Source organism: Ancylobacter terrae (assembly GCF_045108345.1).
Taxonomy (GTDB): Bacteria; Pseudomonadota; Alphaproteobacteria; order Rhizobiales; family Xanthobacteraceae; genus Ancylobacter.
The window spans coordinates 2,672,324-2,696,106 of record NZ_JBJGXH010000001.1 but is presented as its reverse complement, the minus strand read 5'-3'; the positions used below and the strand labels follow the sequence as shown (position 1 = coordinate 2,696,106).

25 protein-coding genes and 1 riboswitch are annotated in these 23,783 nt (G+C 66.7%); of the genes, 16 read left to right on the top strand and 9 right to left on the bottom strand.

The window, feature by feature from the left end; translation table 11 throughout:
- Nucleotides 1-131 precede the first annotated feature (131 nt).
- From mscL to ACEUEL_RS12955, 6 genes are all read left to right on the top strand, one after another.
- Nucleotides 132-551 carry a large conductance mechanosensitive channel protein MscL gene (gene mscL, locus ACEUEL_RS12980; RefSeq protein WP_405705772.1) on the top strand — a complete coding sequence of 140 codons (420 nt, stop codon included), beginning with the start codon at nt 132-134 and terminating at the stop codon, nt 549-551.
- 122 nt (nt 552-673) lie between these two features.
- Nucleotides 674-1,882: a pyridoxal phosphate-dependent aminotransferase gene (locus ACEUEL_RS12975; protein WP_405705770.1), complete on the top strand. Its 1,209-nt coding sequence runs from the start codon at nt 674-676 to the stop codon at nt 1,880-1,882.
- 69 nt (nt 1,883-1,951) lie between these two features.
- Complete coding sequence (locus ACEUEL_RS12970) at nt 1,952-3,100, top strand: two-component system sensor histidine kinase NtrB (protein ID WP_405705767.1); 1,149 nt, start codon at nt 1,952-1,954, stop codon at nt 3,098-3,100.
- Nucleotides 3,101-3,117: 17 nt separating this feature from the next.
- Nucleotides 3,118-3,735, top strand: a complete 618-nt coding sequence (locus tag ACEUEL_RS12965; protein WP_405705764.1) for a response regulator transcription factor — start codon at nt 3,118-3,120, stop codon at nt 3,733-3,735.
- 140 nt (nt 3,736-3,875) lie between these two features.
- Complete coding sequence (locus ACEUEL_RS12960; protein ID WP_405705761.1) at nt 3,876-4,223, top strand: response regulator; 348 nt, start codon at nt 3,876-3,878, stop codon at nt 4,221-4,223.
- Nucleotides 4,224-4,424: 201 nt separating this feature from the next.
- Entirely contained in the window at nt 4,425-4,973 is a 549-nt protein-coding gene (locus tag ACEUEL_RS12955) for a helix-turn-helix domain-containing protein (RefSeq protein WP_405706763.1), read from the top strand.
- 47 nt (nt 4,974-5,020) lie between these two features.
- Here ACEUEL_RS12955 and hemN read toward each other — a convergent pair whose 3' ends face one another.
- Nucleotides 5,021-6,367, bottom strand: coding sequence for an oxygen-independent coproporphyrinogen III oxidase (gene hemN, locus ACEUEL_RS12950; RefSeq protein WP_405705758.1), 1,347 nt, complete (start codon nt 6,365-6,367; stop codon nt 5,021-5,023).
- Between the two features lie 65 nt (nt 6,368-6,432).
- Here hemN and ACEUEL_RS12945 point away from each other — a divergent pair, with 65 nt between their 5' ends.
- A complete protein-coding gene (locus ACEUEL_RS12945; RefSeq protein WP_405705755.1) occupies nt 6,433-7,542 on the top strand; it encodes an AbrB family transcriptional regulator in 1,110 nt (369 codons plus the stop codon).
- An 18-nt stretch (nt 7,543-7,560) separates the two neighbouring features.
- Here ACEUEL_RS12945 and hemA read toward each other — a convergent pair whose 3' ends face one another.
- The 4 genes from hemA to upp form a co-directional block, all read right to left on the bottom strand.
- Nucleotides 7,561-8,787, bottom strand: coding sequence for a 5-aminolevulinate synthase (gene hemA / locus ACEUEL_RS12940; RefSeq protein ID WP_405705752.1), 1,227 nt, complete (start codon nt 8,785-8,787; stop codon nt 7,561-7,563).
- Nucleotides 8,788-8,917: 130 nt separating this feature from the next.
- On the bottom strand, nt 8,918-9,433 hold the full coding sequence (locus ACEUEL_RS12935; RefSeq protein WP_405705749.1) for a hypothetical protein: 516 nt from the start codon (nt 9,431-9,433) through the stop codon (nt 8,918-8,920).
- Nucleotides 9,434-9,595: 162 nt separating this feature from the next.
- The gene (locus ACEUEL_RS12930; protein WP_405705746.1) at nt 9,596-10,801 is read right to left on the bottom strand and encodes an agmatinase family protein; all 1,206 of its coding nucleotides are present in this window, start codon (nt 10,799-10,801) and stop codon (nt 9,596-9,598) included.
- A 113-nt stretch (nt 10,802-10,914) separates the two neighbouring features.
- A riboswitch (guanidine-I (ykkC/yxkD leader) is annotated at nt 10,915-11,022 on the bottom strand.
- A 103-nt stretch (nt 11,023-11,125) separates the two neighbouring features.
- Complete coding sequence (upp, locus tag ACEUEL_RS12925) at nt 11,126-11,791, bottom strand: uracil phosphoribosyltransferase (RefSeq protein ID WP_405705744.1); 666 nt, start codon at nt 11,789-11,791, stop codon at nt 11,126-11,128.
- Nucleotides 11,792-12,025: 234 nt separating this feature from the next.
- Here upp and ACEUEL_RS12920 point away from each other — a divergent pair, with 234 nt between their 5' ends.
- From ACEUEL_RS12920 to ACEUEL_RS12910, 3 genes are all read left to right on the top strand, one after another.
- Complete coding sequence (locus ACEUEL_RS12920; protein WP_405705741.1) at nt 12,026-13,294, top strand: GTP cyclohydrolase II; 1,269 nt, start codon at nt 12,026-12,028, stop codon at nt 13,292-13,294.
- 73 nt (nt 13,295-13,367) lie between these two features.
- Entirely contained in the window at nt 13,368-13,670 is a 303-nt protein-coding gene (locus ACEUEL_RS12915; protein ID WP_405705738.1) for an alkylphosphonate utilization protein, read from the top strand.
- 227 nt (nt 13,671-13,897) lie between these two features.
- The gene (locus ACEUEL_RS12910; protein WP_405705735.1) at nt 13,898-15,127 is read left to right on the top strand and encodes a URC4/urg3 family protein; all 1,230 of its coding nucleotides are present in this window, start codon (nt 13,898-13,900) and stop codon (nt 15,125-15,127) included.
- Between the two features lie 67 nt (nt 15,128-15,194).
- On the opposite strand, the gene ACEUEL_RS12905 is transcribed toward ACEUEL_RS12910, so the two are convergent.
- A complete protein-coding gene (locus ACEUEL_RS12905) occupies nt 15,195-16,193 on the bottom strand; it encodes a Bug family tripartite tricarboxylate transporter substrate binding protein (RefSeq protein ID WP_405705733.1) in 999 nt (332 codons plus the stop codon).
- 288 nt (nt 16,194-16,481) lie between these two features.
- Between ACEUEL_RS12905 and ACEUEL_RS12900 the strand changes: the two genes are divergently transcribed.
- The 5 genes from ACEUEL_RS12900 to ACEUEL_RS12880 all read left to right on the top strand — a co-directional run bounded on the left by ACEUEL_RS12900 (nt 16,482) and on the right by ACEUEL_RS12880 (nt 21,166).
- On the top strand, nt 16,482-17,573 hold the full coding sequence (locus ACEUEL_RS12900; RefSeq protein ID WP_405705730.1) for an ABC transporter ATP-binding protein: 1,092 nt from the start codon (nt 16,482-16,484) through the stop codon (nt 17,571-17,573).
- Nucleotides 17,574-17,635: 62 nt separating this feature from the next.
- Nucleotides 17,636-18,928 carry an ABC transporter substrate-binding protein gene (locus tag ACEUEL_RS12895; protein WP_405705727.1) on the top strand — a complete coding sequence of 431 codons (1,293 nt, stop codon included), beginning with the start codon at nt 17,636-17,638 and terminating at the stop codon, nt 18,926-18,928.
- Between the two features lie 173 nt (nt 18,929-19,101).
- Nucleotides 19,102-19,953, top strand: coding sequence for an ABC transporter permease (locus ACEUEL_RS12890; RefSeq protein WP_405705724.1), 852 nt, complete (start codon nt 19,102-19,104; stop codon nt 19,951-19,953).
- Nucleotides 19,954-19,966: 13 nt separating this feature from the next.
- On the top strand, nt 19,967-20,797 hold the full coding sequence (locus ACEUEL_RS12885) for an ABC transporter permease (protein ID WP_405705721.1): 831 nt from the start codon (nt 19,967-19,969) through the stop codon (nt 20,795-20,797).
- 147 nt (nt 20,798-20,944) lie between these two features.
- Nucleotides 20,945-21,166, top strand: coding sequence for a hypothetical protein (locus ACEUEL_RS12880; RefSeq protein ID WP_405705718.1), 222 nt, complete (start codon nt 20,945-20,947; stop codon nt 21,164-21,166).
- 46 nt (nt 21,167-21,212) lie between these two features.
- Here the strand turns inward: ACEUEL_RS12880 and ACEUEL_RS12875 are convergent, their stop codons facing one another.
- Together ACEUEL_RS12875 and ACEUEL_RS12870 are read right to left on the bottom strand one after the other, a co-directional pair.
- Nucleotides 21,213-21,395 carry a hypothetical protein gene (locus ACEUEL_RS12875; RefSeq protein WP_405705715.1) on the bottom strand — a complete coding sequence of 61 codons (183 nt, stop codon included), beginning with the start codon at nt 21,393-21,395 and terminating at the stop codon, nt 21,213-21,215.
- 227 nt (nt 21,396-21,622) lie between these two features.
- On the bottom strand, nt 21,623-21,862 hold the full coding sequence (locus tag ACEUEL_RS12870) for a hypothetical protein (RefSeq protein ID WP_405705713.1): 240 nt from the start codon (nt 21,860-21,862) through the stop codon (nt 21,623-21,625).
- Between the two features lie 714 nt (nt 21,863-22,576).
- On the opposite strand from ACEUEL_RS12870, the gene ACEUEL_RS12865 reads away from it, so the two are divergent.
- Nucleotides 22,577-22,981, top strand: coding sequence for a DUF2177 family protein (locus ACEUEL_RS12865; RefSeq protein ID WP_405705711.1), 405 nt, complete (start codon nt 22,577-22,579; stop codon nt 22,979-22,981).
- On the opposite strand, the gene ACEUEL_RS12860 is transcribed toward ACEUEL_RS12865, so the two are convergent.
- The gene (locus tag ACEUEL_RS12860) at nt 22,951-23,772 is read right to left on the bottom strand and encodes a DUF1295 domain-containing protein (protein ID WP_405705708.1); all 822 of its coding nucleotides are present in this window, start codon (nt 23,770-23,772) and stop codon (nt 22,951-22,953) included. The two genes, ACEUEL_RS12865 and ACEUEL_RS12860, sit on opposite strands and share 31 nt — an antisense overlap.
- Nucleotides 23,773-23,783: the final 11 nt, after the last annotated feature.

Below are 23,783 nucleotides of genomic sequence, written 5' to 3'. Positions count from 1 at the left end.
ATCGTCCATGGCAGGCTGCCACCACCGGACGGCTCGGGAACCGGAATTCCGGCTGTGGATTGAACAACGGCAGCCGCCGCCGCACACTGGAAGCGACGGCCATCGGGTGCCGGCGACCATCGGGGGACTGGATGCTGAAGGAATTCCGCGAATTCGCGATCAAGGGGAACGTCGTCGACCTCGCCATCGGCGTGATCATCGGCGCTGCCTTCGGGCAGATCGTCACCTCGATCGTCTCCGACCTGTTCATGCCGATCGTTGGCGCGGTCCTCGGCGGTCTGGACTTCTCGAACTATTTCATCGGGTTGTCGTCGAACGTCACGGCCAATTCGCTCGGTGCCGCGCGGGAGCAGGGCGCGGTTCTCGCCTATGGCCACTTCCTGACGGTGGTCATCAACTTCCTGATCATCGCCTGGATTCTCTTCATGGTGGTCAAGGGCATCAACCGGCTGCGCCGCAAGGCGGCCGACGAGCCGCCGCCGCCCGCGCCGCCGACCAAGGAAGAGGTTCTGCTCACCGAGATCCGAGACATCCTCGCGCGCAAGGCTTGAGGGTACACGACGGCGGTCGGAGCATCCATCAATGCCGCCGATCGCCGTCATGACGCCTTTTGATGCAAGGCGGCTGGTTTCGGCGCTATGGTGAGGACCTCACCATAGCGCCAGAGCCGACCATGCCCGCCGAGCCCGCCCGTTTCATTGCTCCGCCCTCCTTGCTCGATCATGTCCGCCCCGAAGCCCTCGCTCTGCCCGAGAGCGGCATCGTCGAGGTTTTCAATTACGGTCGCACGCGCGAGGGCCTGATCCCGCTCTGGGCCGGAGAAGGCGATCTTCCGACGCCATCCTTCATCGCCGAGGCGGCCACACGCTCGCTGGCGGCTGGCGAGACCTTCTACACCTGGCAGCGCGGCATTCCCGATCTGCGCGCCGCGATCGCGCGCTACATGAGCCGTCTCTATGGCGTGGCCGAAGACCCGGAGCGCTATTTCGTCACCGGCTCCGGCATGCATGCCATCCAGGTTGCGATCGGCCTGACCCTGTCTGCGGGGGACGAGCTCATCATTCCCTCGCCGGAATGGCCGAACGCGGCTGCCGGCGCCGCGGCGGCGGGTGCGAGGGCGGTCTTCGTGCCGCTGTCCTTCGACGATGAGCGGGGCTTCTGGCTCGATCTTGGCCGGCTCGAGGACGCGGTGTCGCCGCGCACGCGCGCGATTTTCATCAATTCGCCGGCCAATCCGACCGGCTTCGTCGCGACCCGCGAGACGCTGCGCGGGGTGCTGGACATCGCCCGCCGCCACGGATTGTGGATCATCGCCGACGAGATCTACGGGCGCTTTTTCTACGAGGCCGGCGAGGGCGGGCTGGCGCCATCCTTCCACGACATCATGGAGCCCGAGGATCGAATCCTCTTCGTCCAGACCTTCTCCAAGAACTGGGCGATGACCGGTTGGCGCATCGGCTGGATCGAGGCGCACCCCGCGCTTGGTGATGTGATCGAGAACCTCATTCAGTATTCCAACTCCGGTGTCGCGACCTTCATGCAGCGCGCCGGTGTCGCCGCGCTTGAGCGGGGGGAAAGCTTTGTCGCGCATCAGATCGCCCGAGCGCACGCCGGGCGCGACATCGTTGGCGATGCGCTGCTCGCGACCGGGCGGGTACATCTCGCCAAGCCGCCGGGCGCCTTCTACCTGTTCTTCGGGGTCGAGGGGGAGCGCGACATGCGCTCGCTCGCGCTGCGCCTCGTTGACGAGGCCAATATCGGGCTGGCGCCCGGCACCGCCTTCGGCCCCGGCGGCGAGAATTACATCCGCCTCTGCTTCGCGCGCGGCGAGACCCAGCTTCGGGAGGCCAGCGACAGGCTGGTACGCTGGTTGACGCGTTGAGTTGCCGCCACCGGGGGCTCGACGAGGGTCGAACTTGCGAGCCGCACGCGGCCATCGCACAGTGGCACCATGCACGAATGTGATACCGCGAAAGCCCTGCCGCCGACCGTTTCGGAGGCCCGTCTGCTGTCAGTCCTCTCGACCGCAGCTGACGGCATCATTGTCATCGACGAGCGCGCCCGCATCCTTATCTTCAACAAGGCCTGCGAGCAGATGTTCGGCATCAGTTCGGCCGACGCGGTGGGGCAGAACGTCAAGCTCGTCATGCCGGTCGAATATGCCGATCAGCACGATGAATATGTCGGCAGCTACATCCGTACCGGCGTGAAGAAGATCATCGGCATCGGCCGCGAGGTTCGCGGCCGCCACGTCGACGGCACGGTGTTTCCGCTGGAGCTGTCGGTGGGCGAGGCGCAGACCCCGGACGGGCGGCAGTTCATCGGCATCCTGCGCGACCTGCGCCCGCGCAAGGAAAGCGAGCAGCGTCTGGCCGACCTGCAGAGCGAACTCGTCCATCTCGCCCGTGTCTCCGCCATTGACGAGATGGGCGCGGCGATCGCGCACGAACTCAATCAGCCGCTCACTGCTCTGATTCTCTATCTGCAGGCGATCCGGCGTGCGCACGCCAAAGGTGTCGACCTCAACGAGGTCGTCGGCACAATTCTCGACAAGGCGGCAGGCGAGGCGGAGCGCGCCGGGCACATCATCCAGCGCATGCGTCAGTTCGTGGAGAAGCGGGAGCCCGAGCGACAGCAGCGTGACTTCGATCCGCTGGTCGATGATGCGATCGAACTGACCCTCCTCGGCCAGCGTCACCGCATCCGCATCGACCGGCGCTCGGCCGGGGAGCTGCCGCTGGTGATGGTCGATCCGGTCCAGATCCAGCAGGTCGTGGTCAATCTGGTGCGCAATGCGATCGAAGCGACCTCGCATTGCGCCGATCCCGCGATTCGCATCGAAACCAGTTGCCCGGGGGGTGCAGTGAAGGTGGAGATACAGGACAATGGCCCGGGCATCCCGGAAGACGCGCTGGCCAAGCTGTTTCAGGCATTCTCAAGCACCAAACGTCGCGGCATGGGCCTCGGGCTTGCGATTTCACGTACGATCGCCCAGAACCATGGGGGTGACCTTACCGTGGATCCGGGAGGCAGCGGGCGGGGAGCCTGCTTCACCTTGACGTTGCCGGCCCCGCCTCGGGCGGCGGCAGGCGAGAGCTGAACGGAGCGGATCGGATCATGGCCGCGAACGAAGAGATTTTCGTCGTCGACGACGACAGCGCGGTGCGAGATGCGCTCTCGGTGGTGCTCAGCCTCGAAGGCTACCACGTCCGGGGCTTTTCCGACGGAGCGACCTTCCTGTCTGTCGCCCGCGGGCGGGTGCCGTCCTGCGTCATTCTCGACGTCCACATGCCCGGCCGCTCCGGCCTCGACATATTGAAGGAGCTGGAAGCCGACCACTATCCCGCGCCGATCTTCATCATATCCGGCCAGGGCGACATACCCATGGCGGTCGACGCCATCCGCCACGGGGCCCTCGACTTCATCGAGAAACCCTTCGATGCGGAGACGGTCGTCGAGCGTGTGCGCGAGGCCATCCGCGCCCATGAGCGGCGCAACTCCAACGACAATGGCAACCTCCTGGGCGGACGTTTCCCGGGCCATGATCTCCTCACCCCGCGCGAGCGCGAGGTGCTCGTGCAGATCGCGTCCGGCGCCTCCAACAAGGAAGCCGGCCGGACACTGGGCATCAGCCCGCGCACGATCGAGGTGCATCGTGCCCGCATCATGGAGAAGCTCGGCGCCAAGAATGCGGCTGATCTCGTGCGGATCGTTCTGAAGGATACCCGCGGCTGAGCCGCTGACCCGCCCGATTTCCATGCGAATCCATGCTTTTCCGGCGAAGAGGTTTCGGCTTTGGCCGCCTCTTCGCATTCCTACGCATTGCTCCCCGGGAGCGCCTTGACCAAGGTCGGCGACGAAGCCGGGAGGATGTCGTGCGGATCCATGTCGTTGAGGATGATGCGGGGGTAAGCGATTCGCTGAGCCTCACCCTCGCTGCTCTCGGCCACGACGTGGTCGCCCACCGTACCGCCGAGGCGCTGTTCGGCACCTCGCCGCCGCGGGGCGAGGACACGGTCATCGTCGACCTCAGCCTGCCGGGCATACAGGGCGCTCAGGTCGTGCGCTGGCTTGCCGAACTGGCCGCCCCGCCACGGATCGTCGTGATATCGGGTCAGTCGCAGGGAGCGATCGACCATCAATTGCGAGGGTTTCCCCCGCTGGTCCTTCTGCGAAAGCCACTCGATATCGCCGCCCTGAGCAGCCTCGTCGCCGAGGTGTGACCAAGCGTCCTTCGGAAAGTCCCTTACGCAGCCCACCGAACTGTAGCGCTGCCCGACCCCGCCTAAGCTGCTTGCGTATTCGAGGGTGGAGGGTTGACGATGCGACAGGCGATTGAGGAGCGGACGGGCGGCGGGCCGCGGCATAATCCCCATCACTGCCTGAACGGCACGTCCGCTGGACTGCGGGTCGCCCCCCATGTCGTGCTGTTGCACGAGGCCGATCCGGCCCGCCGGATCATGGAGGTGATCGAGGGCGCCGTGATGCTCACTAAGCTGTTGCCGGACGGTCGTCGTCAGGTGGTTGAACTGCTTGGCCCCGGGGATGTCTTTGGCCTGTCGACCGGCGAGGTCTACGCCTGCTCCGCTGAAAGCCTGACCCATTGCGTCGTGGCCGCGCATGAGCGCGGCGCTCTTGAGCATGATCCCGTCCTGAGCGCGCGCCTGTTGCGCCGCTTCGAGCAGCAGCTCTGCGCCATGCATTCCCACGCGCTCGTGCTCGGTCGCATGTCGGCCCTCGAGCGCGTCGCCTTCTTCCTCGTGCGGCTCGCGCCGACGGCGCGCACCGAGCGGTCGACCCTGCACCTCTCGATGACGCGCCAGGAGATTGCCGACTTTCTCGGCCTGACGCTGGAGACGGTCAGCCGTGCCTTCTCCGAGATGAAGCGTCGCGGTCTTGTCGCGCTCTTGCGCGCGGACGAGGTGCGGATCGAGGACAGCGGCTCCGTCGCCCGTCTCGCCGGGCTTGCCTGAGTCTCTCTGCCTCTCCTGGGTGCTTCTCTTCCCTTTCTCCTGGGTTTTCAGACTGCGATCGAGTGACGGGCGTGGCTCGCGGCCTGCCTCCGTGCGTCGAGCGCGGCGGCGGCCAGTCTCACGAAGGGCCGCCCCTCGCGCGTCATCGCGATGCGGCTGCCCTGGATGTTGACGAGACCGGACCTCGCGAGGCCCGCCATCTCCTCCAGGAGGAGCGCATAGCCGGAGGCCCCGGCATCCGCCCGGCGAAGCTCTCCGATATCCACCGACAGATTGCACATCAGCGCCTCGATGAGCCGTCCCCGAACGAGGTCATCGGCGGTGAACGCCACCCCGCGGGTGGTCGCGAAATGTCCCGAATCGATCGCCCGCTTGTACGATCCCGCATCCGGCGCGTTCTGCGTGAAACCCTGAGGCAGACGGCTGATCGCCGACGCGCCGAGCCCGATCAACGCATCCGCCTGATCCGTCGTGTAACCTTGGAAATTGCGCTTGAGCGTTCCCTCGGCGGCGGCGACCGCCAGCGGATCGCTGGGGCGGGCGAAGTGATCGAGGCCGATGGCACGATAGCCGAGCACTTCCAGCTTCTCCGCGGCCGCCTCGGCCTGCGCCAGCCGTTCCTCCGGCCCGGGCAGAGCGCGTTCATCGATGGTGCGCTGGTTGGGGCGGATCCAGGGGACATGCGCATAGCCGAACAGGGCGAGACGGCTCGGCGCCAGCACATGCGCGAGCGCGACCGTCCGGCGCACATCGCGTTCCGTCTGGTGCGGCAGGCCGTACATCAGGTCGATGTTGATGGCGTCGATACCGGCGGCGCGCAGCAGATCGACGGCGCGCTCCACCGTGCCGAAGGGCTGAACACGGCCGATCGCGGTCTGCACATGGGCGCTGAAATCCTGCACGCCGAGGCTCGCCCGGGTGATGCCGATCGTCGCCAGCGCCGCAACGGTGGCGACATCGGTCTCGCGGGGGTCGAGTTCGATGGCGTGTTCGCCGAGTGCGCCGAGGTCGAATCGCTGCGCGATGCGCCGGTGGAGCCGCTCGAGCCAGCGCGGCCCGAGCATGCTCGGTGTGCCACCGCCCCAAGCGAGGTGGATCACCCGTCGGCCGGGGAGCGCATCGGCAACACGGTCGATCTCGCGCTCCAACCGTTCCGCATAGGCCTCGACCGGCGACGCGCGCCGCGTGGCCTTAGTGGTGCAGCCGCAATAACCGCAGATGGCCGTGCAGAACGGCACATGCAGGTAGAGCGACAGCGCCGCGTCAGAGGGCAACCCCTCCATCCAGCGCCGGTGCTCGGGGGCACCTACGCAGGCATCGAAATGCGGCGCGGTGGGATAGGACGTGTAGCGCGGCACCGCGCGTTCGGCATGGATGAGGGCAGAGCTATGCATGTCTTCAATTTGACCTTACCCCAGGTTCGGCGCATTGATCCGGCGCAATCTCTCGCGCAGGTCCGATGCTTTCGCGACTTTTCTCCTTCGATCTGAAGACCCTCCGGCGCGTCGTCGTCACCCTGCTCATCGGGGCGGCGGGCGGCGGTATCTTCGCTTTGCTGGGGGTTCCCGCGGGCTGGCTGTCGGGCGCGCTCACCACGACGGGAATCGCGGCGCTTGCGGGCGTTTCGGTCGGTCTGACGCGGCCGGTGCGCGAAGTGACCTATGTCGTGCTCGGCACCTCGCTCGGCGCGGCGGTGTCGCCGGCAACGCTCAATTCGCTGTCGACCTGGCCAGTAACCATGACGGTCCTGGCGCTCTCCGTGCCGGTCATGATGGCCGCCGTCATCTTCTATCTGGAGAAGGCGGCGGGGTGGGATCGGCGCAGCGCGTTCTTCGCGGCGTCGCCGGGCGCCCTCTCGGCGGTGCTGGCCATGGCCGAGAGCACCGGAGCGGATACACGGCGCGTGGTCTTCGCCCAGTCGATTCGTCTGTTCGTGCTGGTGGCACTCTTGCCGCCGGCCTTCAGCGGCTTCGGCCATCAGCCGTCGGGCGTCCTGCCGGTGAACCCCGTCGTGCCGGACTGGATGAGCCTCGTCGCCTCGCTGGCGGCGGGTACCTTTGGCGCGCTCGCCGCCGAGCGGGCGCGGCTGCCCGGCGGCTCCATGGTCGGCGCCATGCTGGCGAGCGGTGTCGTCCACGGCGCCGGGCTGATCGAGGGCCGCATGCCCGATCTTCTGCTGGTCTGCGGCTTCACCGTGCTCGGCTCCAACATCGGCAGCCGTTTTGCGGGCACGCGGATCGACGTGCTCCGCCGGTTCGTCGTCCACAGCCTCGGTGCGCTGGCGATCGCGGCAGCGGTGTCCGTGCTGTTCGCGCTGATCGGCGCCTGGCTGTCGGGCGAGGCGCTGGCCAAGGTGGTGCTGGCCTACATGCCGGGCGCGCTCGAGGCGATGACGATCATGGCATTCGTTCTCGGCGTCGATCCGGCCTTCGTGGCCGCGCATCACCTGTTGCGCTTCGTCGGCCTGTCGCTGGTGGTGCCGGTCATCGCCAGCTTCGCGTTCAGCGCGGTGCCGGAGGAAAAGGAAGCGCCGCCCCCGGAACTCGATTCGACCGAGCCGAAGGACTGACCGGCCGGCCGCCGCGTGCTACTCGGCGGCTTCGGAGCGCTCGACGAAGGCGAGGCCCAGCTTGCGCCAGACGGCCGCGAGCGCCCGCGCCAATTCCGCCACCAGTGCGTCGTCATGGAAGGGGCCGGGCGTGATGCGCAGCCGCTCCGTACCGCGCGGCACAGTGGGATAGTTGATCGGCTGGATGTAGATGCCGTGTTCCCTAAGCAGTAGGTCGCTCGCAGCCTTGCACGCCTCGGCGTCGCCGACCATCACTGGCACGATGTGCGTATCGGTCACGAGTTGCGGCAGGCCGGCCGCGTCAAGAGCGCGCTTCACCTTGGCAACCTGCGCCTGCTGGCGGGCGCGCTCCGCGCCGGACGCCTTGAGATGGCGCACCGAGGCGGTCGCGGCGGCCGCGATCGCCGGCGGCAGGGCGGTGGTGAAGATGAAGCCGGGCGCGTAGGAGCGCACGGCATCCATCACGACGCGCTTGCCGGTGAGGTAGCCGCCGACCACGCCGAACGCCTTGCCCAGAGTTCCCTCGATCACGTCGACCCGGTCCATCACGCCGTCGCGCTCGGCAATGCCGGCGCCGCGCGGCCCGTACATGCCGACGGCATGCACCTCGTCGAGATAAGTCATCGCGCCATACTTGGCGGCCAGGTCGCAGATCGCTCCGATGGGCGCGACGTCGCCGTCCATCGAATAGACGCTCTCGAAGACAATCAGCTTCGGGCGGTGGCCGGCCGATTTCAGCAGTTCTTCGAGATGGACGAGGTCGTTATGGCGGAACACCTGCTTGTCCCGCCCGGCCTGACGCACGCCCTCGATCATCGAATTGTGGTTGAGCGCGTCGGAGAGGATCAGGCAGTCCGGCAGCAGGCGGGCGAGGGTCGCGATGCCGGTCTGGTTCGAGACGTAACCGGAAGTGAAGACGAGGCCGGCCTCCTTGCCGTGGAGGTCGGCGAGTTCGGTTTCCAACTCGACGATGGCGTGGCTGTTGCCGGAGATGTTGCGCGTGCCGCCGGCGCCGGCCCCGACCTGACGGGCGCTATCGCACATCGCCGCGATGACGTCCGCATGGCAACCCATGCCGAGATAGTCGTTCGAGCACCAGATCACGATCTCGCGCGCGCCCGACGGGCCGTGCCACGTGGCGCGCGGGAAGCGCTGCGCATCACGCTCGATCTCGGCGAAGGTGCGATACCGCCGCTCGCTTTTCAGCGCGTCGACGGCATTGGCGAACAGGTGATCATAGTCCATCGGGCATTCCATCCGTGCCACCGGATCGGAGGCCGATGGACCGGCGCACCATGAACGCTGGAAGAATTCCGATCAAGCCGGCAAAGTCCTGACGCGGCGATCGGGCGCGCCATCCCGACAAAGCCGTGCGTCACGGCTTGGCGAGCGCCCGAACCTCCGCCAGGGTGAGATCGCGCGGCGCGCGCCCGTCGAAATAGACGAAGCGCAGGCGCTCGCGCCGCGAGACCATGCTGGCCGGCAGCGGATCGTAGCGGAAGGTGCCACCGCCCAGATGCGGCATCACCGCGCCGACATCGGTCACCCCCTCCGTCGCGACGCGCAGCAGGCTGAGGCGGGTCCCGTCGCCCGCCACTGCGTCGAACGGCACCTGCGCCAGCCGCAGGAAGCTGGTCGGATCGCTCGCCGAGGCAAATCCCTCCACGAACGCCTTCTCGACGAGGTCGAGATCGGGCTCGGCGTGGTGATGATCCGCCGCTGGCGGCGGCTCCGGCAAATGCGGCGTCTGCCACTGCGCGACGCGCTGCGGGCCATGGCCGTGATTGTGCCCCGGCGCGTGGCTCTCGGCATGGGCATGCGCATGGCTGTGGGAAGGACCGTGCGAATGCCCGCCGCCGTGGTCGTGATGATGGTCATGGCCGCGATGCATGGCTTTCGCCTCCAATGGGTCGTCCCGGACCCCGCGCCGCAGGCGCGACGATCCGAGATCGGGTGCCGAAAGAGATACGCCTGTCCCGCGCGCGATCCCGGATCGGCCGATGGGCCGTCCGGGATGACGGGAGCGGAAGGCGCTGTGGCCGCAGGGCAGTTCTCAGAAACTCACCGGCTTGTCGATGATGTGCTTGTGGCTGCCGAGCTTCCCGTGGGCCACCATCGAACCCAGCGCCTCGACGACGACGCGCAGGCCGAACAGGGCGGTGATGTCGGAGGTGTCGTAGGGCGGCGAGACCTCCACCACCTCCAGCCCGCACAGCCCTTCGGCGGCGACGAGGCCGAGGATCTTCAGCGCCTCGCGCGGCAGGAAGCCGCCCGGCTCCGGCCAGCCGGTGCCCGGCACGAAGCCGCAGTCGATGCTGTCCACGTCGAAGGAGATGTAGACCGCGTCGGCGTCCTTCCAAGCGAGTTCCAGCGCGATCTCGGCGGCCTTCTCCAGCCCGATCTTCTCGATGTCGGCGATGGTCAGCACATTGGTGCCGCGCTTCCTCGCCTCCTCGACGCCGTAGCGCGGAACCTGCCAGCCGCCGATGCCGAGCTGAACGAGATTCTTCGGCGAGACGTTCGGGAGATTCGTCGCCCAGTACCAGGGCGTGGTGTGCATGCGCTCGTCGAGATCCTTTTCCTGGATATCGATATGGCGGTCGAAATGGATGATGCCGATGCGCTTCGAGGTGCATTCGGCGATGCCGCGCACGCAGGGAAAGCCGATCGAATGGTCGCCGCCCAGCATGATCGGCAGCGCGCCCGACGAGAAGACGTGGGAAACGCCCTTCGAGATCTGGTCGAAGCTCTTCTCCAGATTGGCGGGGATGGTGAACACGTCGCCCGCATCGCACAGCGTCATCTGCTCGCGCAGGTCGACGCCGAGCTCGTAGTTGTAGGGGGTGTAGAGCGCCGAGATGCGGCGGATGCCCTGCGGCCCGAAGCGGGTGCCGGGGCGGTAGGTGGTGCCGCTGTCGAAGGGTATGCCGAGCACGGCGGCGTCGTACTTGCCGACATCGCGCACATTCTCGACATAGGGCGCCTTGAGGAAGGTGTTGATGCCGGCGAAATGCGGCAGCTCGCCGCGCGCGAAGGTCGGGATCGACTTGTCGGTGATGGAATCGGCGCCGGGCAGGCCCATGTCGAGCGCCCATTGCTGCTCCTTGCGCCAGCCATCGGACGAGAGGCCGGCTTCGGCCTCCAGCGCCTTCCAGCCCTGCATCTCCCGGATCTCGAAATTGGGATGGTGCCGGCGCGGGCGGCGCGCGGCCGCCGTGAGGCCGGCGACACGGGTGGAGCGGAAGGGGGAGGGACGCATCGGGTTTCTCCTCGCCAAGTGGCATCAAGGTGAACGCGACGCGGGCAGGAGGCCGGCGGGAATCAAACCGGCGGCCATCGCTGCGATCCTCGTCGCGAGGATCGGCTAGCTTCGCCTCCCGGGCTTTTGTCCCGCCGTGGACCCGGTGCCTGTCTCGATCCCGGGCTGCCCCTCTCGGACCAGCCGCACGTCGCCGTGCCGGAACCCTAGGGACGGCGCGAGCCTAGCAGCGGGCCGGGGAAACGGAAGCCCTGATTTGCGGCACGCGTGCGCACGGCCCGCCGAAACTTTCGGCGGGCGACGGGGCGCCGGCTTTCCCGATCGTCACTTGGTGCCGAAGATGCGGTCGCCGGCGTCGCCGATGCCCGGCACGATGTAGCCATGGTCGTTCAGGTGGCTGTCGACGGCGGCGGTGAACACCGGCACGTCCGGATGCGCCTCGTGGAACGTGGCGAGCCCTTCCGGCGCCGCGATCAGGCAGACGAACTTGATCGACTGGCACCCCGCCGCCTTCACCTGGTCGACGGCGGCGGCGGCGGAATTGCCGGTCGCCAGCATCGGGTCGAGCACGATGGCGGTGCGCTCCGAGATGTCGCGCGGCAGCTTGATGTAATACTCCACGGCGGACAGCGAGACCGGGTCGCGGTACAACCCGATATGGCCCACGCGCGCGGCCGGCAAGATGTCCAGCATGCCCTCGAGGATGCCCCCGCCAGCGCGCAGAACGGAGACGAGACACAGCTTCTTGCCGGCCAGCACGGGCGCCTGCATCCGCGTGAGCGGCGTGTCGATCTCGATCATCTCGAGCGGCATGTCGCGCGTCACCTCATAGGCCAGCAGCATGCTGATCTCGCGCAGCAGCAGACGGAACTCGTTGGCGGGCGTGCGCGAGCGGCGCATCAGTGTCAGCTTGTGCTGGATCAGCGGGTGATCGACCACGATGGTCGGGCCGGGGTCGAGGATCGGGCCGGGCGCGGCGGAGGAACTCATCCGGAAGGCTCGCTGTGGGCGTTGGGGCCTGTCGGGCAAGCACAGGGCGTGCCGTCCCGCCGCCAAGCCATAGCCGAATTTGCCGGCCGGGTCAGGCTCGACCGGTCGATACGCGTGGGTGGTGCCACGATCGCGATCTCAACCGATTGTGCTTGCGGAGCTGCGCGAATAACGCTCTGATTGCGTGCTTCAAGGGCGCCGGCAGCCTCGCCGCCGCCAGAAGCGAGCCTCTCCATGTCGGTCAATGCCGGTTCCGGCGGTCGTACCCGCAGCCATATCGTCCTCACCTCGCACGGTGCCCCGACGGGCCTTGCCGGTGCCGCTCCGGCGTTGAACTGGGGCGCGCCGACAGCACGCGAGCGTGGCCCGGTGGTCGCCACCCTGACCGATCCGAAGCGCCGCAACGCCATCGGCACCCACGCGGGCGGCTATTCGGTCTATCGTGCGCTGGCCATCTCCGCCGGCGCGCTGCCCAAGGATTTCAAGGCGGATCTCACCAACACCGCCCCTTCCGACGCCATCGGCCCGCATCCGCAATGGGGCGACCCGGCCAGGATCGTGTCGCTCGACCCGTGGGGCCACATGGTCGGCGAGGTGTTCGCACCGGAGATCGCCGCCGGCCTCGACGTGCGCCCGACCATCGCCATCACCCGCGCCCATATCGACATGCCGGAGATCCGCGACGCCATCCGCGCCGGCCGGCTCAAGGTCGACGGCGACATCATCGGCCCCAAGGGCGACGTGCGCGTCACCAAGGCGGCGATCGATCCGGTCTGGTACCTGCCCGGGATCGCCGAGCGCTTCGGCGTCAGCGAGGGCCAGCTGCGCCGCGACCTGTTCGAATATACCGGCGGCATGTTCCCCGAGCTCGTCACCCGCGGCGACCTCAAGGTGTTCCTGCCCCCGATCGGCGGCATGACGCTCTATATGTTCGGCGACGTGTCGAAGATCGGCGACGCGAGCGTGCCGCTCGCCTGCCGCGTGCACGACGAGTGTAACGGCTCGGACGTGTTCTCCTCCGACATCTGCACCTGCCGGCCCTATCTCGCCCACGGCATCGAGATCTGCGTGGAGATGGCGCAGAAGGGGGGCACCGGCCTCGTCGTCTACAACCGCAAGGAAGGCCGCGCCCTCGGCGAGGTTACGAAATTCCTCGTCTACAACGCTCGCAAGCGGCAGGAGGGCGGCGACCTGCCGGAAACCTACTTCAAGCGCACCGAATGCGTCGCCGGCGTGCAGGACATGCGCTTCCAGGAACTGATGCCGGACGTGTTCCACTGGCTCGGCGTCACCCGCATCGACCGCTTCGCCTCGATGAGCGACATGAAGTTCAACGCGCTCGACCGCGCCGGCATCGCGGTGATCGAGCGCGTGCCGATTCCGGACGAGCTGATCCCGTCCGATGCGCGCGTCGAGATGGAAGCCAAGGTCTCGGCGGGCTATTACGGCGCCGGCTTCCAGAGCCACTACGACGCCACGCAGGGGCGCGGGCTGAAGGACTGAGCCGCGCCGTTTCGCTGCCGTCCCGCGCCGGAACGCGCGTGCGGGCGGCTTTTCTCGATGTGCAGGGGCAGGCATGGCCGGCGACGACGACGACTATGTTTACGACGAGGCGACCGGCGAGTGGCGCCCGAAATCCGAGCTGGCAGCGGAGGCGGCGTCCGCGCGCGTGGTCCGCGATGCCTCCGGCAACGTGCTGAGCGATGGCGATTCGGTAGTGCTGATCAAGGACCTGAAGGTGAAGGGCGCCGGCCAGACGCTGAAGCAGGGCACGGTGATCCGCTCCATCCGCCTCACCGACGATCCCGAGGAGATCGACTGCCGTCACGACGCCATCAAGGGCCTGGTGCTGCGCACCGAGTTCGTGCGCAAGCGGTGACCGGCGCGCGGCTCGCCCGCTGACGTCGATCCCGGCCGCACGTGCCGTCAGGCCCGGCCTTGGGCCGGGCATCCACGCCTCGCCGCCGGTGGGGAGCGCAAGACCTCGATGGCCGGGACGGGCCCGTTCATGACGGATATGTATGCCGCGCACGCGCCGATTGGCCGGATGATCGGCAGGTGGCCTCGATAGCCGGCAACGCCAGGTGCCGAAAGGACGTCCGAGACATGACCCCGCCCGAACTTCTCGCCCTGCGCTCCGCCGCCGCCGTGCGCGAGCGCGCCCATCGGGTGCTCGACCATGTGCGCGCGGGTCGATCGCCGCACTTCACCGTCGATGACTCAGCGATGCCGGTGGTGGCCGATTACGTCACCGCCGTCACCCGGCAGGACTATCCCACCCTCGACATCCCCTATCACAGCCGCTGGCGCCATTTCGCCGCCGCCGGCGTCGACCGCTGGGCTCGCATCGAGGTCGCGCTTGAGGCCGTCGAGCCACGCGAGCGCGCCCGCATCATGGTCGATCTCGCCGTGGTGAGCGTGCTGCTCGACGCCGGCGCGGGCGATGCCTGGCGCTACCGCGAGGCGGACACCGGCCTCGTCATCGGCCGCTCGGAGGGGCTGGCGGTGGCGAGCCTCGCCATGTTCGAGGCGGGCGGCTTCTCCTCGGACTCGGCCCGGCCGCTGCAGGCGGATGCCGCCGGGCTGGTCGCCCTCGACGCGGCGAGCCTCGCCCGGCATTTCCAGGTGATGCCCGACAACCCGCTGATCGGCGTACCCGGCCGCACCGCGCTGCTGAACCGGCTCGGCGCGGCGCTGGCCGCGCGGCCGGACCTGTTCGGCGATCATCCTGCCCGCCCCGGCGGGCTGGTCGATGCCTTGGCCGCAAAGGCGCGGGGCGGGCGCCTGCCGGCTGGCTCGATCCTCGCCGCGCTGCTCGACGGTCTCGCACCGATCTGGCCGGCCGGCCTCGTGGTCGACGGTGTCGCGCTGGGCGATGCCGGCCGCCACCCGGCCATCGTGACCGGCGACCGCTCGGGCGGCATCGTGCCGTTCCACAAACTGTCGCAATGGCTGACCTATTCGCTGCTGGAGCCGTTCGAGGCGGCGGGGCTCGAGGTCGCCGGCCTCGACGATCTCACGGCCTTGCCGGAATACCGCAACGGCGGCCTGCTGATCGACCTCGGGCTGATCGTGCCCCGCGCGCCGCTCGATCCGGACATGCGGCACAAGGTGGATTCCGAACTGGTGGTGGAATGGCGCGCGCTCATCGTCGCGCTGATGGACGAACTGGTGGTCGCGGTGCGCGAGCGGCTCGCCCTCACGCCAGAGCAGTTCCCGCTGGCCCGCCTGCTGCAAGGCGGCACCTGGACCGCCGGCCGGCGCATCGCGGTCGAGAAGCGCCCACCGCACGGCCCGCCGCCGCTTGCTATCGACGCCGACGGAACGGTGTTCTGAGGAGGCGAGCGCAACAAGACGTGGATCCCCGGGACGAGCCCGGGGATGACGGTTTCAGTCCTGCGCCTCAGTCGAGCTGCGCCCCGGACGCCTTCACGATCGGCGCCCATTTGGCGATCTCGGTCTTCACATGGGCGCCGAGTTCCTCGGGCGTCGAGCCGACTACGGTGGCGCTGAAATCGGCGAGGCGCGCCTGCACCTGCGGGTCCTTCAGCGCGTTGTTGGCCGCCGCGTTCAGCTTCGCGATCGCCTCCGGCGGCGTGCCGGCAGGGGCGAACAGCGCGTTCCAGGTATAGGTCTCGTAGCCCGGCAGCGCCTCGGCGATGGCCGGCACGTCGGGGAACGAGGGGGCGCGCTTGGCGGTCGTCACGCCGAGCGCCCGCAGCTTGCCGCTCTTGATGTGACCGGAGGAGGAGGGGAGGTTGTCGAACATGATCGGCACCTGGTTGGCCAGGACGTCGTTCAGCGCCGGCCCGGCGCCTTGATAGGGAATGTGCTGCATGTCGACGCCAGCCATCGACTTGAACAGCTCGCCCGACAGGTGCAGCGGCGTGCCGTTGCCGGAGGACGCGTAGCTGTACTTGTCCGGGTTGGCCTTCAGCAGCGCGATCAGTTCCTCGGTGGTCTTGGCCGGGAAGGCAGGGTTCACCACCAGCACGTTCGGCACTACCACCAGAAGCGAGACCGGCGCGAAGCTGGTCACGGGATCATACGGCATCTTCTTGTAGAGCGCTGGATTGAGCGCGTGGGTCGCCACCGTGCCCATGAGGATGGTGTAGCCGTCGGGCGCCGCCTTGGCGACGGCCGCCGCGCCGGTATTGCCGCCGGCGCCGGCGCGATTCTCGACCACCACGGTCTGGCCGAGCTCCGTGCTCATCTTCTGCGCGATCAGGCGGCCGACGAGGTCGGTGGACCCGCCCGCCGCGAAGGGAATCACCAGCGTGATGGGGCGTTCAGGATAGGCGGCGTAGGCCATCGGCCCGGTCGCGGACATGGCGGCGGCACCGAGCAGAGCGGCGCAGGCGCCGCGTACGAGTCCGCGGCGCGAAAAAGAGTGTCGGAGCATTCTGGGCCTCCCAGAGGGGTGTGGGCATCTTCTTGGGGGATGCGGGCGCGAATGTTGCGCCATCCGTGCCGATTGCTCAACGCCGTCGATCGGCGAAGTTTCCGGAACGGAGCGTGCGGCGCGCTCGATCGGTCGGCCGATTGTATCCAATTCGGGCGTCTCAAGCGCGATGTTGCTCAATTCATGGGCGGGTCACAGAATTGATGGGGCCTGCCATGCCACCCGCTGCCGGCCGGCGGGCTGGCACGGGCTTTGCGACACACTTTCGGCAGCACCGAGGGGGAGTGGATGAGCAAGGGCGCGGACATCGAGCTGATCTCTGTCGTCAAGCGCTATGGCACGGCGCTGGCCGTGGACAATGTCTCGCTGAAAATTCCCGCCGGCACCTATTGCTGCCTGCTCGGCCCCTCCGGCTGCGGCAAGACCACCACGCTGCGCATGATTGCCGGCCATGAGAGCATCACCGAGGGTGATGTCCGGCTCGGCGCCACCGTGGTCTCCGACCTGCCGCCGGCCAAGCGCGGCACGGCGATGATGTTCCAGAGCTATGCGCTCTTTCCCCATCTCGACATCGTCGACAACGTCGCCTTCAGCCTGAAGATGAAGGGCGTGGAGAAGGCGGCACGGCGCGCCAAGGCGCTGGAGATGCTGAAGCTGGTCCAGATGGACCATCTCGCCGAGCGTCGCCCGGCCCAGCTTTCGGGCGGGCAGCAGCAGCGTGTCGCGCTGGCCCGCGCTCTCATCACCGACCCGCAGGCGCTGCTGCTCGACGAGCCGCTCTCCGCCCTCGACCCCTTCCTCAAGATCAAGGTGCGGCAGGAGTTGAAGAAGCTGCAACTGCAGCTCGGCATCTCCTTCATCCATGTCACCCATAGCCAGGAGGAGGCGATGGCGCTCTCCGACCTCGTGGTGGTGATGAACGGCGGGCGGATCGAGCAGGCGGCCTCGCCGCGCGAGGTCTTCAACCGGCCCGAGACCGCTTTCGTGGCCCGTTTCATGGGCGATCACAATGTCCTCGCCGGGCGCGTCACGGCGGTGGACGGCGAGGCGGTGACCTTCGAGGTGCCGGGGGGCGCCTCGTTCGCGGCCCCACGCGGGGCGGGGCTGGAACCGGGTCAACCCGTCGAAGTCGCCGTGCGAACGGATCGCGTCCGCCTCGCCGACGCGACGCTGCCGGGCTGCGGCCTCACCGGCCTCGTTCAGAACATCGAATATCACGGCCAGAAGGTGCAGCTCGCGCTCGCCGCACCGGGGGTCGATGATTTCGCGGTGCAGGTGCCGGAAAGTGCCTTCTTCGAAAAGCCGCTCAGCGTCGGCGACGCTGTGCCGCTGGCCTGGACGCCGCAGGATGTTCACCTGCTGAGGTCTTCGGCGGCTTGATCGAGCCCCGTCATTGCCGAAGCGACGAAACCGAGCCGACAACAAACCATCGGGAGACAGACATGAGCACAAAGACCGAGCCGCGGGGCAAGGGCCTCAGCCGACGCCAGCTTCTCAAGGGCGTGGCCGCCGCCGGCGGTCTGGCCGCCGGTTCCGGCGCCGTCACCGGCTTTCCGACCATCTGGGCACAGAATCCGATCACGCTGCGCCAGTTCGGCACCGGTGTCTCGAACCTCAACGCCATCGCCGAGAAGTGCAAGGCCGACCTCGGCATCACCCTCGAGATGACCGCGCTCGATTCCGACGCCGTCTCCCAGCGCGTGGTCACGCAGGCGAACAGCTTCGACATCGCCGACATCGAGTACTGGATCTGCAAGAAGGTGTTCCCCGCCGGCACGCTGCAGCCGATGGATGTGAAGAAGATCAAGTATTACGACCAGATCGTGCCGATCTTTACCACCGGCAAGCTGACCCCCACCTCGAAAATCGCGCAGGGCACCGCGCCGAGCACGGTGGGGTTCGTCGAGGGGCCGGATTCCAAGAAGTTCGCCAAGGAACCCACCCAGTGGATGACCCTCATCCCGACCATCTATAACGCCGACACGCTGGGCATCCGCCCCGATCTCGTCGGACGGCCGATCAAGAACTGGAAGGACATTCTCGACCCCGCGTTCAAGGGCAAGACCTCCATCCTCAACATCCCGTCCATCGGCATCATGGACGCGGCGATGATCTGCGAGAGCGCCGGCATCATCAAATATGGCGACAAGGGCAACATGACCAAGGCGGAGATCGACACCACGATCGATTTCCTGATCAAGACCAAGAAGGCCGGCCAGTTCCGCGCCTTCTGGAAGACCTTCGACGAAAGCGTGAACCTGATGGCCTCGGGCGAGGTGGTGATCCAGTCGATGTGGTCGCCGGCGGTGGCGGCGGTACGATCGAAGGGCATCCCTTGCGTCTACCAGCCGCTCGAGGAAGGCTATCGCGCCTGGGGCGGCGGCCTCGGCATCGCCAAGCACCTCAAGGGCGCGCAGCTCGACGCGGCCTACGAGTACATCAACTGGTATTTGTCCGGCTGGGTCGGCGCCTATCTGAACCGGCAGGGCTACTACTCCGCCGTGCTGTCCACCGCCGAGAAGAACATGACGCCTGACGAGTGGGCGTTCTGGATGCTCGGCCAGCCGGCCAAGGCCGATATCCTCTCGCCGGAGGGCAAGGTGATGTATACGGCCGGCGCGGTGCGCGACGGCGGCTCCTTCGAGGAGCGCATGGGTGCGGTCGCCTGCTGGAACTCGGTGATGGACGAGGATCGCTACATGGTCCGCCGGTGGAATGAGTTCATCGCGGCGTGAGTGCCGTTCACTGACCAGGGGCGGAGCGGGCCTTCGTGCTTCGAGGCTCGCTCCGCTCGCACCTCAGCACGACGGGCGAAGAGCCGCGACGTCATCCTGAGGTGCCCGGGCGTGAGCCCGGGCCTCGAAGGATGTTCGTGAAGGCAGCAAAGCAGTCCACCGGAAGGCCCCGCATGACGCTCTCCCGCCTCGCGCCCTATCTTCAGGCCAGTCCGCTGACGCTGATCCTGCTCGCCTTCCTGGTGCTGCCCATCGCGACCATCGTGATGGTCAGCTTCTGGGACTATGACTCGATCCAGATATTTCCGGCCTTCGTCTTCACCAACTACGAGGAGACGATCACCTCGCCGGTGACCTGGCAGACCTACCTCAACACGCTGAAATACACGGTGATCGTCTGGGCGATCACGGCGGTGGTGGGGTTCTGGGTCGCCTACTACCTCGCCTTCCACATCCGCTCGGCGACCATGCAGATGGTGCTGTTCCTTGTCTGCACCATTCCGTTCCTGACCTCGAACATCATCCGCATGATCTCGTGGATCCCCTTCCTCGGACGTAACGGCCTGCTCAACCAGACCTTCATGGCCCTCGGGCTGATCGATCGGCCGCTGGAGTTCCTGCTGTTCTCCGATTTCGCCGTGGTGCTGGCGATGGTCCACCTCTACACGCTGTTCATGGTGACGCCGATCTTCAACACGCTGATGCGTATCGATCGGTCGCTGATCGAGGCCGCGCGGGATGCCGGCGCAAATGGCTGGCAGATCCTCGTCAACGTCATTCTGCCGTTGGCCAAGCCCGGCATCGCCATCGGCTCGATCTTCGTGGTCACGCTGGTGATGGGCGACTTCATCACGGTGCGCTTCATGTCGGGGGGGCAGTCGGCCTCGGTCGGCCTGATGATGGCCAACCAGATCGCGCTGCTGCAATACCCCGCCGCCGCCGCCAACGCGGTGATCCTGCTCGTGCTGGTTCTGCTGCTGGTCGCGGGCATCCTGCGCATCGTCAACATCCGCAAGGAACTCTAGGGGGAGCCGGGCGATGAACTCCGAAAAGCGCGGCCCCGGCTTCTGGGTCCTCACCGTCTTCTTCTGCCTGTTCGTGCTGTTTCTCTACGGGCCGCTCTCGACCATCTTCATCCTCTCTTTCCAGGGGCCGGACGGCGGGCTGACCTTTCCGATGAACGGCACCTCGCTACGCTGGTTCAACAGCCTGCTGTTCGAGAGGCAGGCGGTGGGCGACTTCGGCGGCGCCTTCACCCGCTCGCTGCTGCTCGGCATCATGACCATGCTGGCCACCGTGGTGGTGTCGCTGCTGGCGGGCCTTGCCTTCCGGCGGCGCTTCGTCGGCTCGGGGCCGCTGTTCTATCTCGCCATCGCCAGCCTGATCGTGCCCTCGATCCTGATCTCGCTGGGGATCGGTCTCGCCTTCAACGTGTTCGGGCTGAATCCGGCCTGGTATTCCTCCGGCTTTGGCGCGCATCTCACCTGGACGCTGCCGTTCGGCCTGCTGATCATGTTCGCGGTCTTCAACCGCTTCAACCCGGCCTATGAGGAGGCCGCGCGCGACCTCGGCGCGACGCCGTGGCAGACCTTCGCCCATGTCGTTCTGCCGATCATTCTGCCGAGCCTCGTCGGCGTCGGCCTGTTCGGCTTCACGCTTTCCTATGACGAGTTTGCCCGCACCCTGATGACTTCGGGCACGTTCAATACGTTGCCGCTCGAGATCTACGGTATGACCACCAACGTCACCACGCCGGTGCTCTACGCGCTCGGCACGGTGACGACGGTCTTCTCGATGCTCGTCATTCTCACGGCTCTCGCGACCATCGCCATTCTGCGCAAGCGCCGCGCCCGCCGCATCGCGGGATAGCAATATGCGCGCGAATACGGTCTGGAACCGCCGCAGCAAGCGCGTATTATGTCTTCAAGTGCGTCGGGACGCCGCTGCTTCGGCCGGACGGAAAGATTCGGCATGGTAGCCTCACGTGTCGCAACCGACGGCACGCGGAGGAATGCCATGAATATCTGCACCACCAGCCGCACCATCTGCGACCTGCTCCAGGAAGTCGCCAAGGACGAGACCAAGCGCGCGCTGATGATCAAGCTGCGCAGCGGCGATACGGTGACCGCCTACGGGCCGATCGAGGTCGCGGACCGTTTCATGCTGTGCCGCCTGCACGACGGCAATTATCAGGGCACGCAGCTGATCGCGCTCGACACTATCGAGTTCATTCGCTGATGGTATCTGTGGAGCTTCTCCGCCCCGACGTCGCCGGTTCGTTCGGTCATTGCAGCCGGCGGCTGGGCTGTACTGCCACCGGCCGGTTCAGCATTGCGACCAGCTTCTCGGCGTGTTCCTGCTTCATGTTCCTCATGGGAATGCCGCGGAACTGCGCCGGCTCGCCGGTCGCGACAACGAAGACGGTCCACCCATCGATGTCCTGGCGCAGGCTGTAAGACGCAGGCATGAGCGTTCGCTCGTTAACGACAAACTCACGCGCATTATTATTCGATATTCGAATAAAAATCGCTTCATTTTTTGTTGGCGGTAGCGGCCTGGAGCGGCGAGCCCGCAAAGGCGACGCCTAAAGGCGCAGAACAGGTATCACCTTCGCGCTTCGCCCCAACCACGGAAAGAAATGAACGTGCCGTGGCGGGCGGACACGGCGCGACCGCCCGCCATCGGCCGCCGATATCAGCCCTTGACGTCCGTGCGAGGGCGGTCAGTGCCGCGGGCCGTTTCCTCATGCCACTTTCCGGAGGCATCCTCGTACTGGATAGGTGTGGTCTCTCCGGAAAGGCGCTGCTCGCGAGCCGCGCGGTCTGCCGCAAGGCGCGCAGCATCATGCGATGGGAAGGTCTCGGAGAAGACAGCGCCCACCTTGTAGGCCCAACCGCCGTCATGCTCGACAATCTCGTAGGTGACGTGGGACATGACTTTTCGCCTCCGGTTACACATATCCCTGAATATGGTCATCCGCGCGGTCCATGCCAGAACATCGCCGTCCCATTAGGAATGATTCCGTCATCAGGCGGCCATCGGCGGTGCCCGTTTTTGCGAGATTCGGAAAACAGCCCCCTGCCGTCGGAAGGGCTTTTCGGGTTGGTCTCCCGGGCCGTTGCGGCTTGGAGAGGCACCGAAAAATCTCCAGGGCTGTCCGCGTGATGAGGTCGGTGACCGTTCCTTGATACCATTGGTTAACCTACGGAGCTTCCGTTTCGGAATCCGGGCTGCTATGGTCTGTGCAACCATAAGCGGTTCAACGAGAATACAACCATGCGCAGTCGCAGGCGGGAGCGGACCTTTCGGGAGGTGGAGCAGTCGAAGAAGCGCGGAGGCTTTGTTCCAAAGTCAAATCCCTATTCGATTGCGCCTTTGTGGCTCCCCTATCCCCTGGCGGTGATCCTGCATTGGATCCTCTCGACGCAGGACACTCCTTCCCGAAAGCGATAGTCGCGCCGCGAAGGGCAGCGGCCGTAGCCCATGCCGCGCCCAAACGTTCACGTCTTGCGCCGTGGGTGTCGCCCGTCCGGTACTATATCAGTGGGAGTGCGGGGTGTAGGCCCGACCGTCAGGCGACACCCGTTTCGATGATCCATCGGGTTGTCGCGTGCGTACCGGATGCAGACTCAATGACGCGGTGCTGCGATGGTAGCTGTCGGACTATCCTATCTCGCGACCGGAGCGGCGTTTCTCGCGCTTGATGCCGTATGGCTGGGAACGATGGGCAGCCGGCTTTACCGCCCGCTGCTCGGAAGTCTGCTGCGCGATGGATTCGCGCTGGCACCGGCGATGGTGTTTTATTTCCTCTATGTCGCGGGGATCGTTTTCTTCGCTGTGCAGCCGGCCGTCACGGCGGGGAAATGGAGCACGGCGCTGGTTCATGGTCTGCTGTTTGGCCTGATGGCCTATGGAACGTACGACCTCACCAATCACGCGACGCTTCGGGACTGGCCGCTTGCGGTGACGGTTGTCGACATGGCGTGGGGATCGTTTGCCACGGCAATGGCGGCAACCGCCGGCTATCTCGTCGTGTCGCGCTGGCTGTCCTGACGGCGCGGAGGCCACGGCCAGAAAGCACTGACGCGAGCACGATAGGCGCGAAACAGATCGCCTCTCGTACGAAGCATGTGGGCTTCGAGAGGGGGTATTCCCGACACGTGCACGAGCAGCCAGTACATGACCAGCGGGCCGATCAAGGCACACCAGCCGAGCGCATAAGAACCTCGGGGATCAAGCGCAATCACGGCGATGCCGAGCCAGATCAGCCACTCGAAAAAATAGTTCGGATGTCTCGACCACGACCATAGTCCACGATCGCATAGCTTCCCGTGGCTGCCCGCACGGAAGGCGCTCAACTGCCGATCCGCAATCGCTTCGCCAACGATGGCGACGATCACGAGGCTCACGCCGAGCAGATCGATGATGTCCAATGCACCGGGCCGGCCCCCCGCGAACAGCACGGTAGCCACCAACGGTATCGCCGCGATGGCCTGTGCCTGGAGAAAGAGAAACATGCGACGGCGGGCGTCCGCACCCCATTGCTGCCGCAGCCACGCATAGCGCGGATCATCGCCCCCGCGCGCCGCCCGGAGGAGGAGGTGGCTTCCCAGGCGCAGCGACCAGATAGCGACCAGGCAAGCGACGAGCAGCCGTCGCCATCCATCGGCATCCGCTGCGGGGACGAAGATAAGCGCGGCGATGGCAACGCTCCCGGTCGACAACGACCAGATGCCATCGACGAGGCCGGAGCGCTGCATCTTTTCGGCGATCACATAGGCCGCCAGCATGGCCAGCGACAGGGCGAGAGCAACCAGCACGAAGGCTGCGATCAGCACACCCATGGCCGCTCGCC

Coding starts and splice junctions, on each gene's coding strand:
- ACEUEL_RS12970 (WP_405705767.1), top strand. CDS start 1,952: ATGCACGAATGTGATACCGCGAAAGCCCTGCCGCCGACCGTTTCGGAG.
- hemN (WP_405705758.1), bottom strand. CDS start 6,367: ATGCATAGCTCTGCCCTCATCCATGCCGAACGCGCGGTGCCGCGCTAC.
- ACEUEL_RS12965 (WP_405705764.1), top strand. CDS start 3,118: ATGGCCGCGAACGAAGAGATTTTCGTCGTCGACGACGACAGCGCGGTG.
- ACEUEL_RS12890 (WP_405705724.1), top strand. CDS start 19,102: ATGACGCTCTCCCGCCTCGCGCCCTATCTTCAGGCCAGTCCGCTGACG.
- ACEUEL_RS12880 (WP_405705718.1), top strand. CDS start 20,945: ATGAATATCTGCACCACCAGCCGCACCATCTGCGACCTGCTCCAGGAA.
- mscL (WP_405705772.1), top strand. CDS start 132: ATGCTGAAGGAATTCCGCGAATTCGCGATCAAGGGGAACGTCGTCGAC.
- ACEUEL_RS12895 (WP_405705727.1), top strand. CDS start 17,636: ATGAGCACAAAGACCGAGCCGCGGGGCAAGGGCCTCAGCCGACGCCAG.
- ACEUEL_RS12905 (WP_405705733.1), bottom strand. CDS start 16,193: ATGCTCCGACACTCTTTTTCGCGCCGCGGACTCGTACGCGGCGCCTGC.
- ACEUEL_RS12975 (WP_405705770.1), top strand. CDS start 674: ATGCCCGCCGAGCCCGCCCGTTTCATTGCTCCGCCCTCCTTGCTCGAT.
- hemA (WP_405705752.1), bottom strand. CDS start 8,787: ATGGACTATGATCACCTGTTCGCCAATGCCGTCGACGCGCTGAAAAGC.
- ACEUEL_RS12945 (WP_405705755.1), top strand. CDS start 6,433: ATGCTTTCGCGACTTTTCTCCTTCGATCTGAAGACCCTCCGGCGCGTC.
- ACEUEL_RS12910 (WP_405705735.1), top strand. CDS start 13,898: ATGACCCCGCCCGAACTTCTCGCCCTGCGCTCCGCCGCCGCCGTGCGC.
- ACEUEL_RS12930 (WP_405705746.1), bottom strand. CDS start 10,801: ATGCGTCCCTCCCCCTTCCGCTCCACCCGTGTCGCCGGCCTCACGGCG.
- ACEUEL_RS12915 (WP_405705738.1), top strand. CDS start 13,368: ATGGCCGGCGACGACGACGACTATGTTTACGACGAGGCGACCGGCGAG.
- ACEUEL_RS12875 (WP_405705715.1), bottom strand. CDS start 21,395: ATGCCTGCGTCTTACAGCCTGCGCCAGGACATCGATGGGTGGACCGTC.
- ACEUEL_RS12860 (WP_405705708.1), bottom strand. CDS start 23,772: ATGGGTGTGCTGATCGCAGCCTTCGTGCTGGTTGCTCTCGCCCTGTCG.
- ACEUEL_RS12885 (WP_405705721.1), top strand. CDS start 19,967: ATGAACTCCGAAAAGCGCGGCCCCGGCTTCTGGGTCCTCACCGTCTTC.
- ACEUEL_RS12920 (WP_405705741.1), top strand. CDS start 12,026: ATGTCGGTCAATGCCGGTTCCGGCGGTCGTACCCGCAGCCATATCGTC.
- ACEUEL_RS12870 (WP_405705713.1), bottom strand. CDS start 21,862: ATGTCCCACGTCACCTACGAGATTGTCGAGCATGACGGCGGTTGGGCC.
- upp (WP_405705744.1), bottom strand. CDS start 11,791: ATGAGTTCCTCCGCCGCGCCCGGCCCGATCCTCGACCCCGGCCCGACC.
- ACEUEL_RS12865 (WP_405705711.1), top strand. CDS start 22,577: ATGGTAGCTGTCGGACTATCCTATCTCGCGACCGGAGCGGCGTTTCTC.
- ACEUEL_RS12935 (WP_405705749.1), bottom strand. CDS start 9,433: ATGCATCGCGGCCATGACCATCATCACGACCACGGCGGCGGGCATTCG.
- ACEUEL_RS12900 (WP_405705730.1), top strand. CDS start 16,482: ATGAGCAAGGGCGCGGACATCGAGCTGATCTCTGTCGTCAAGCGCTAT.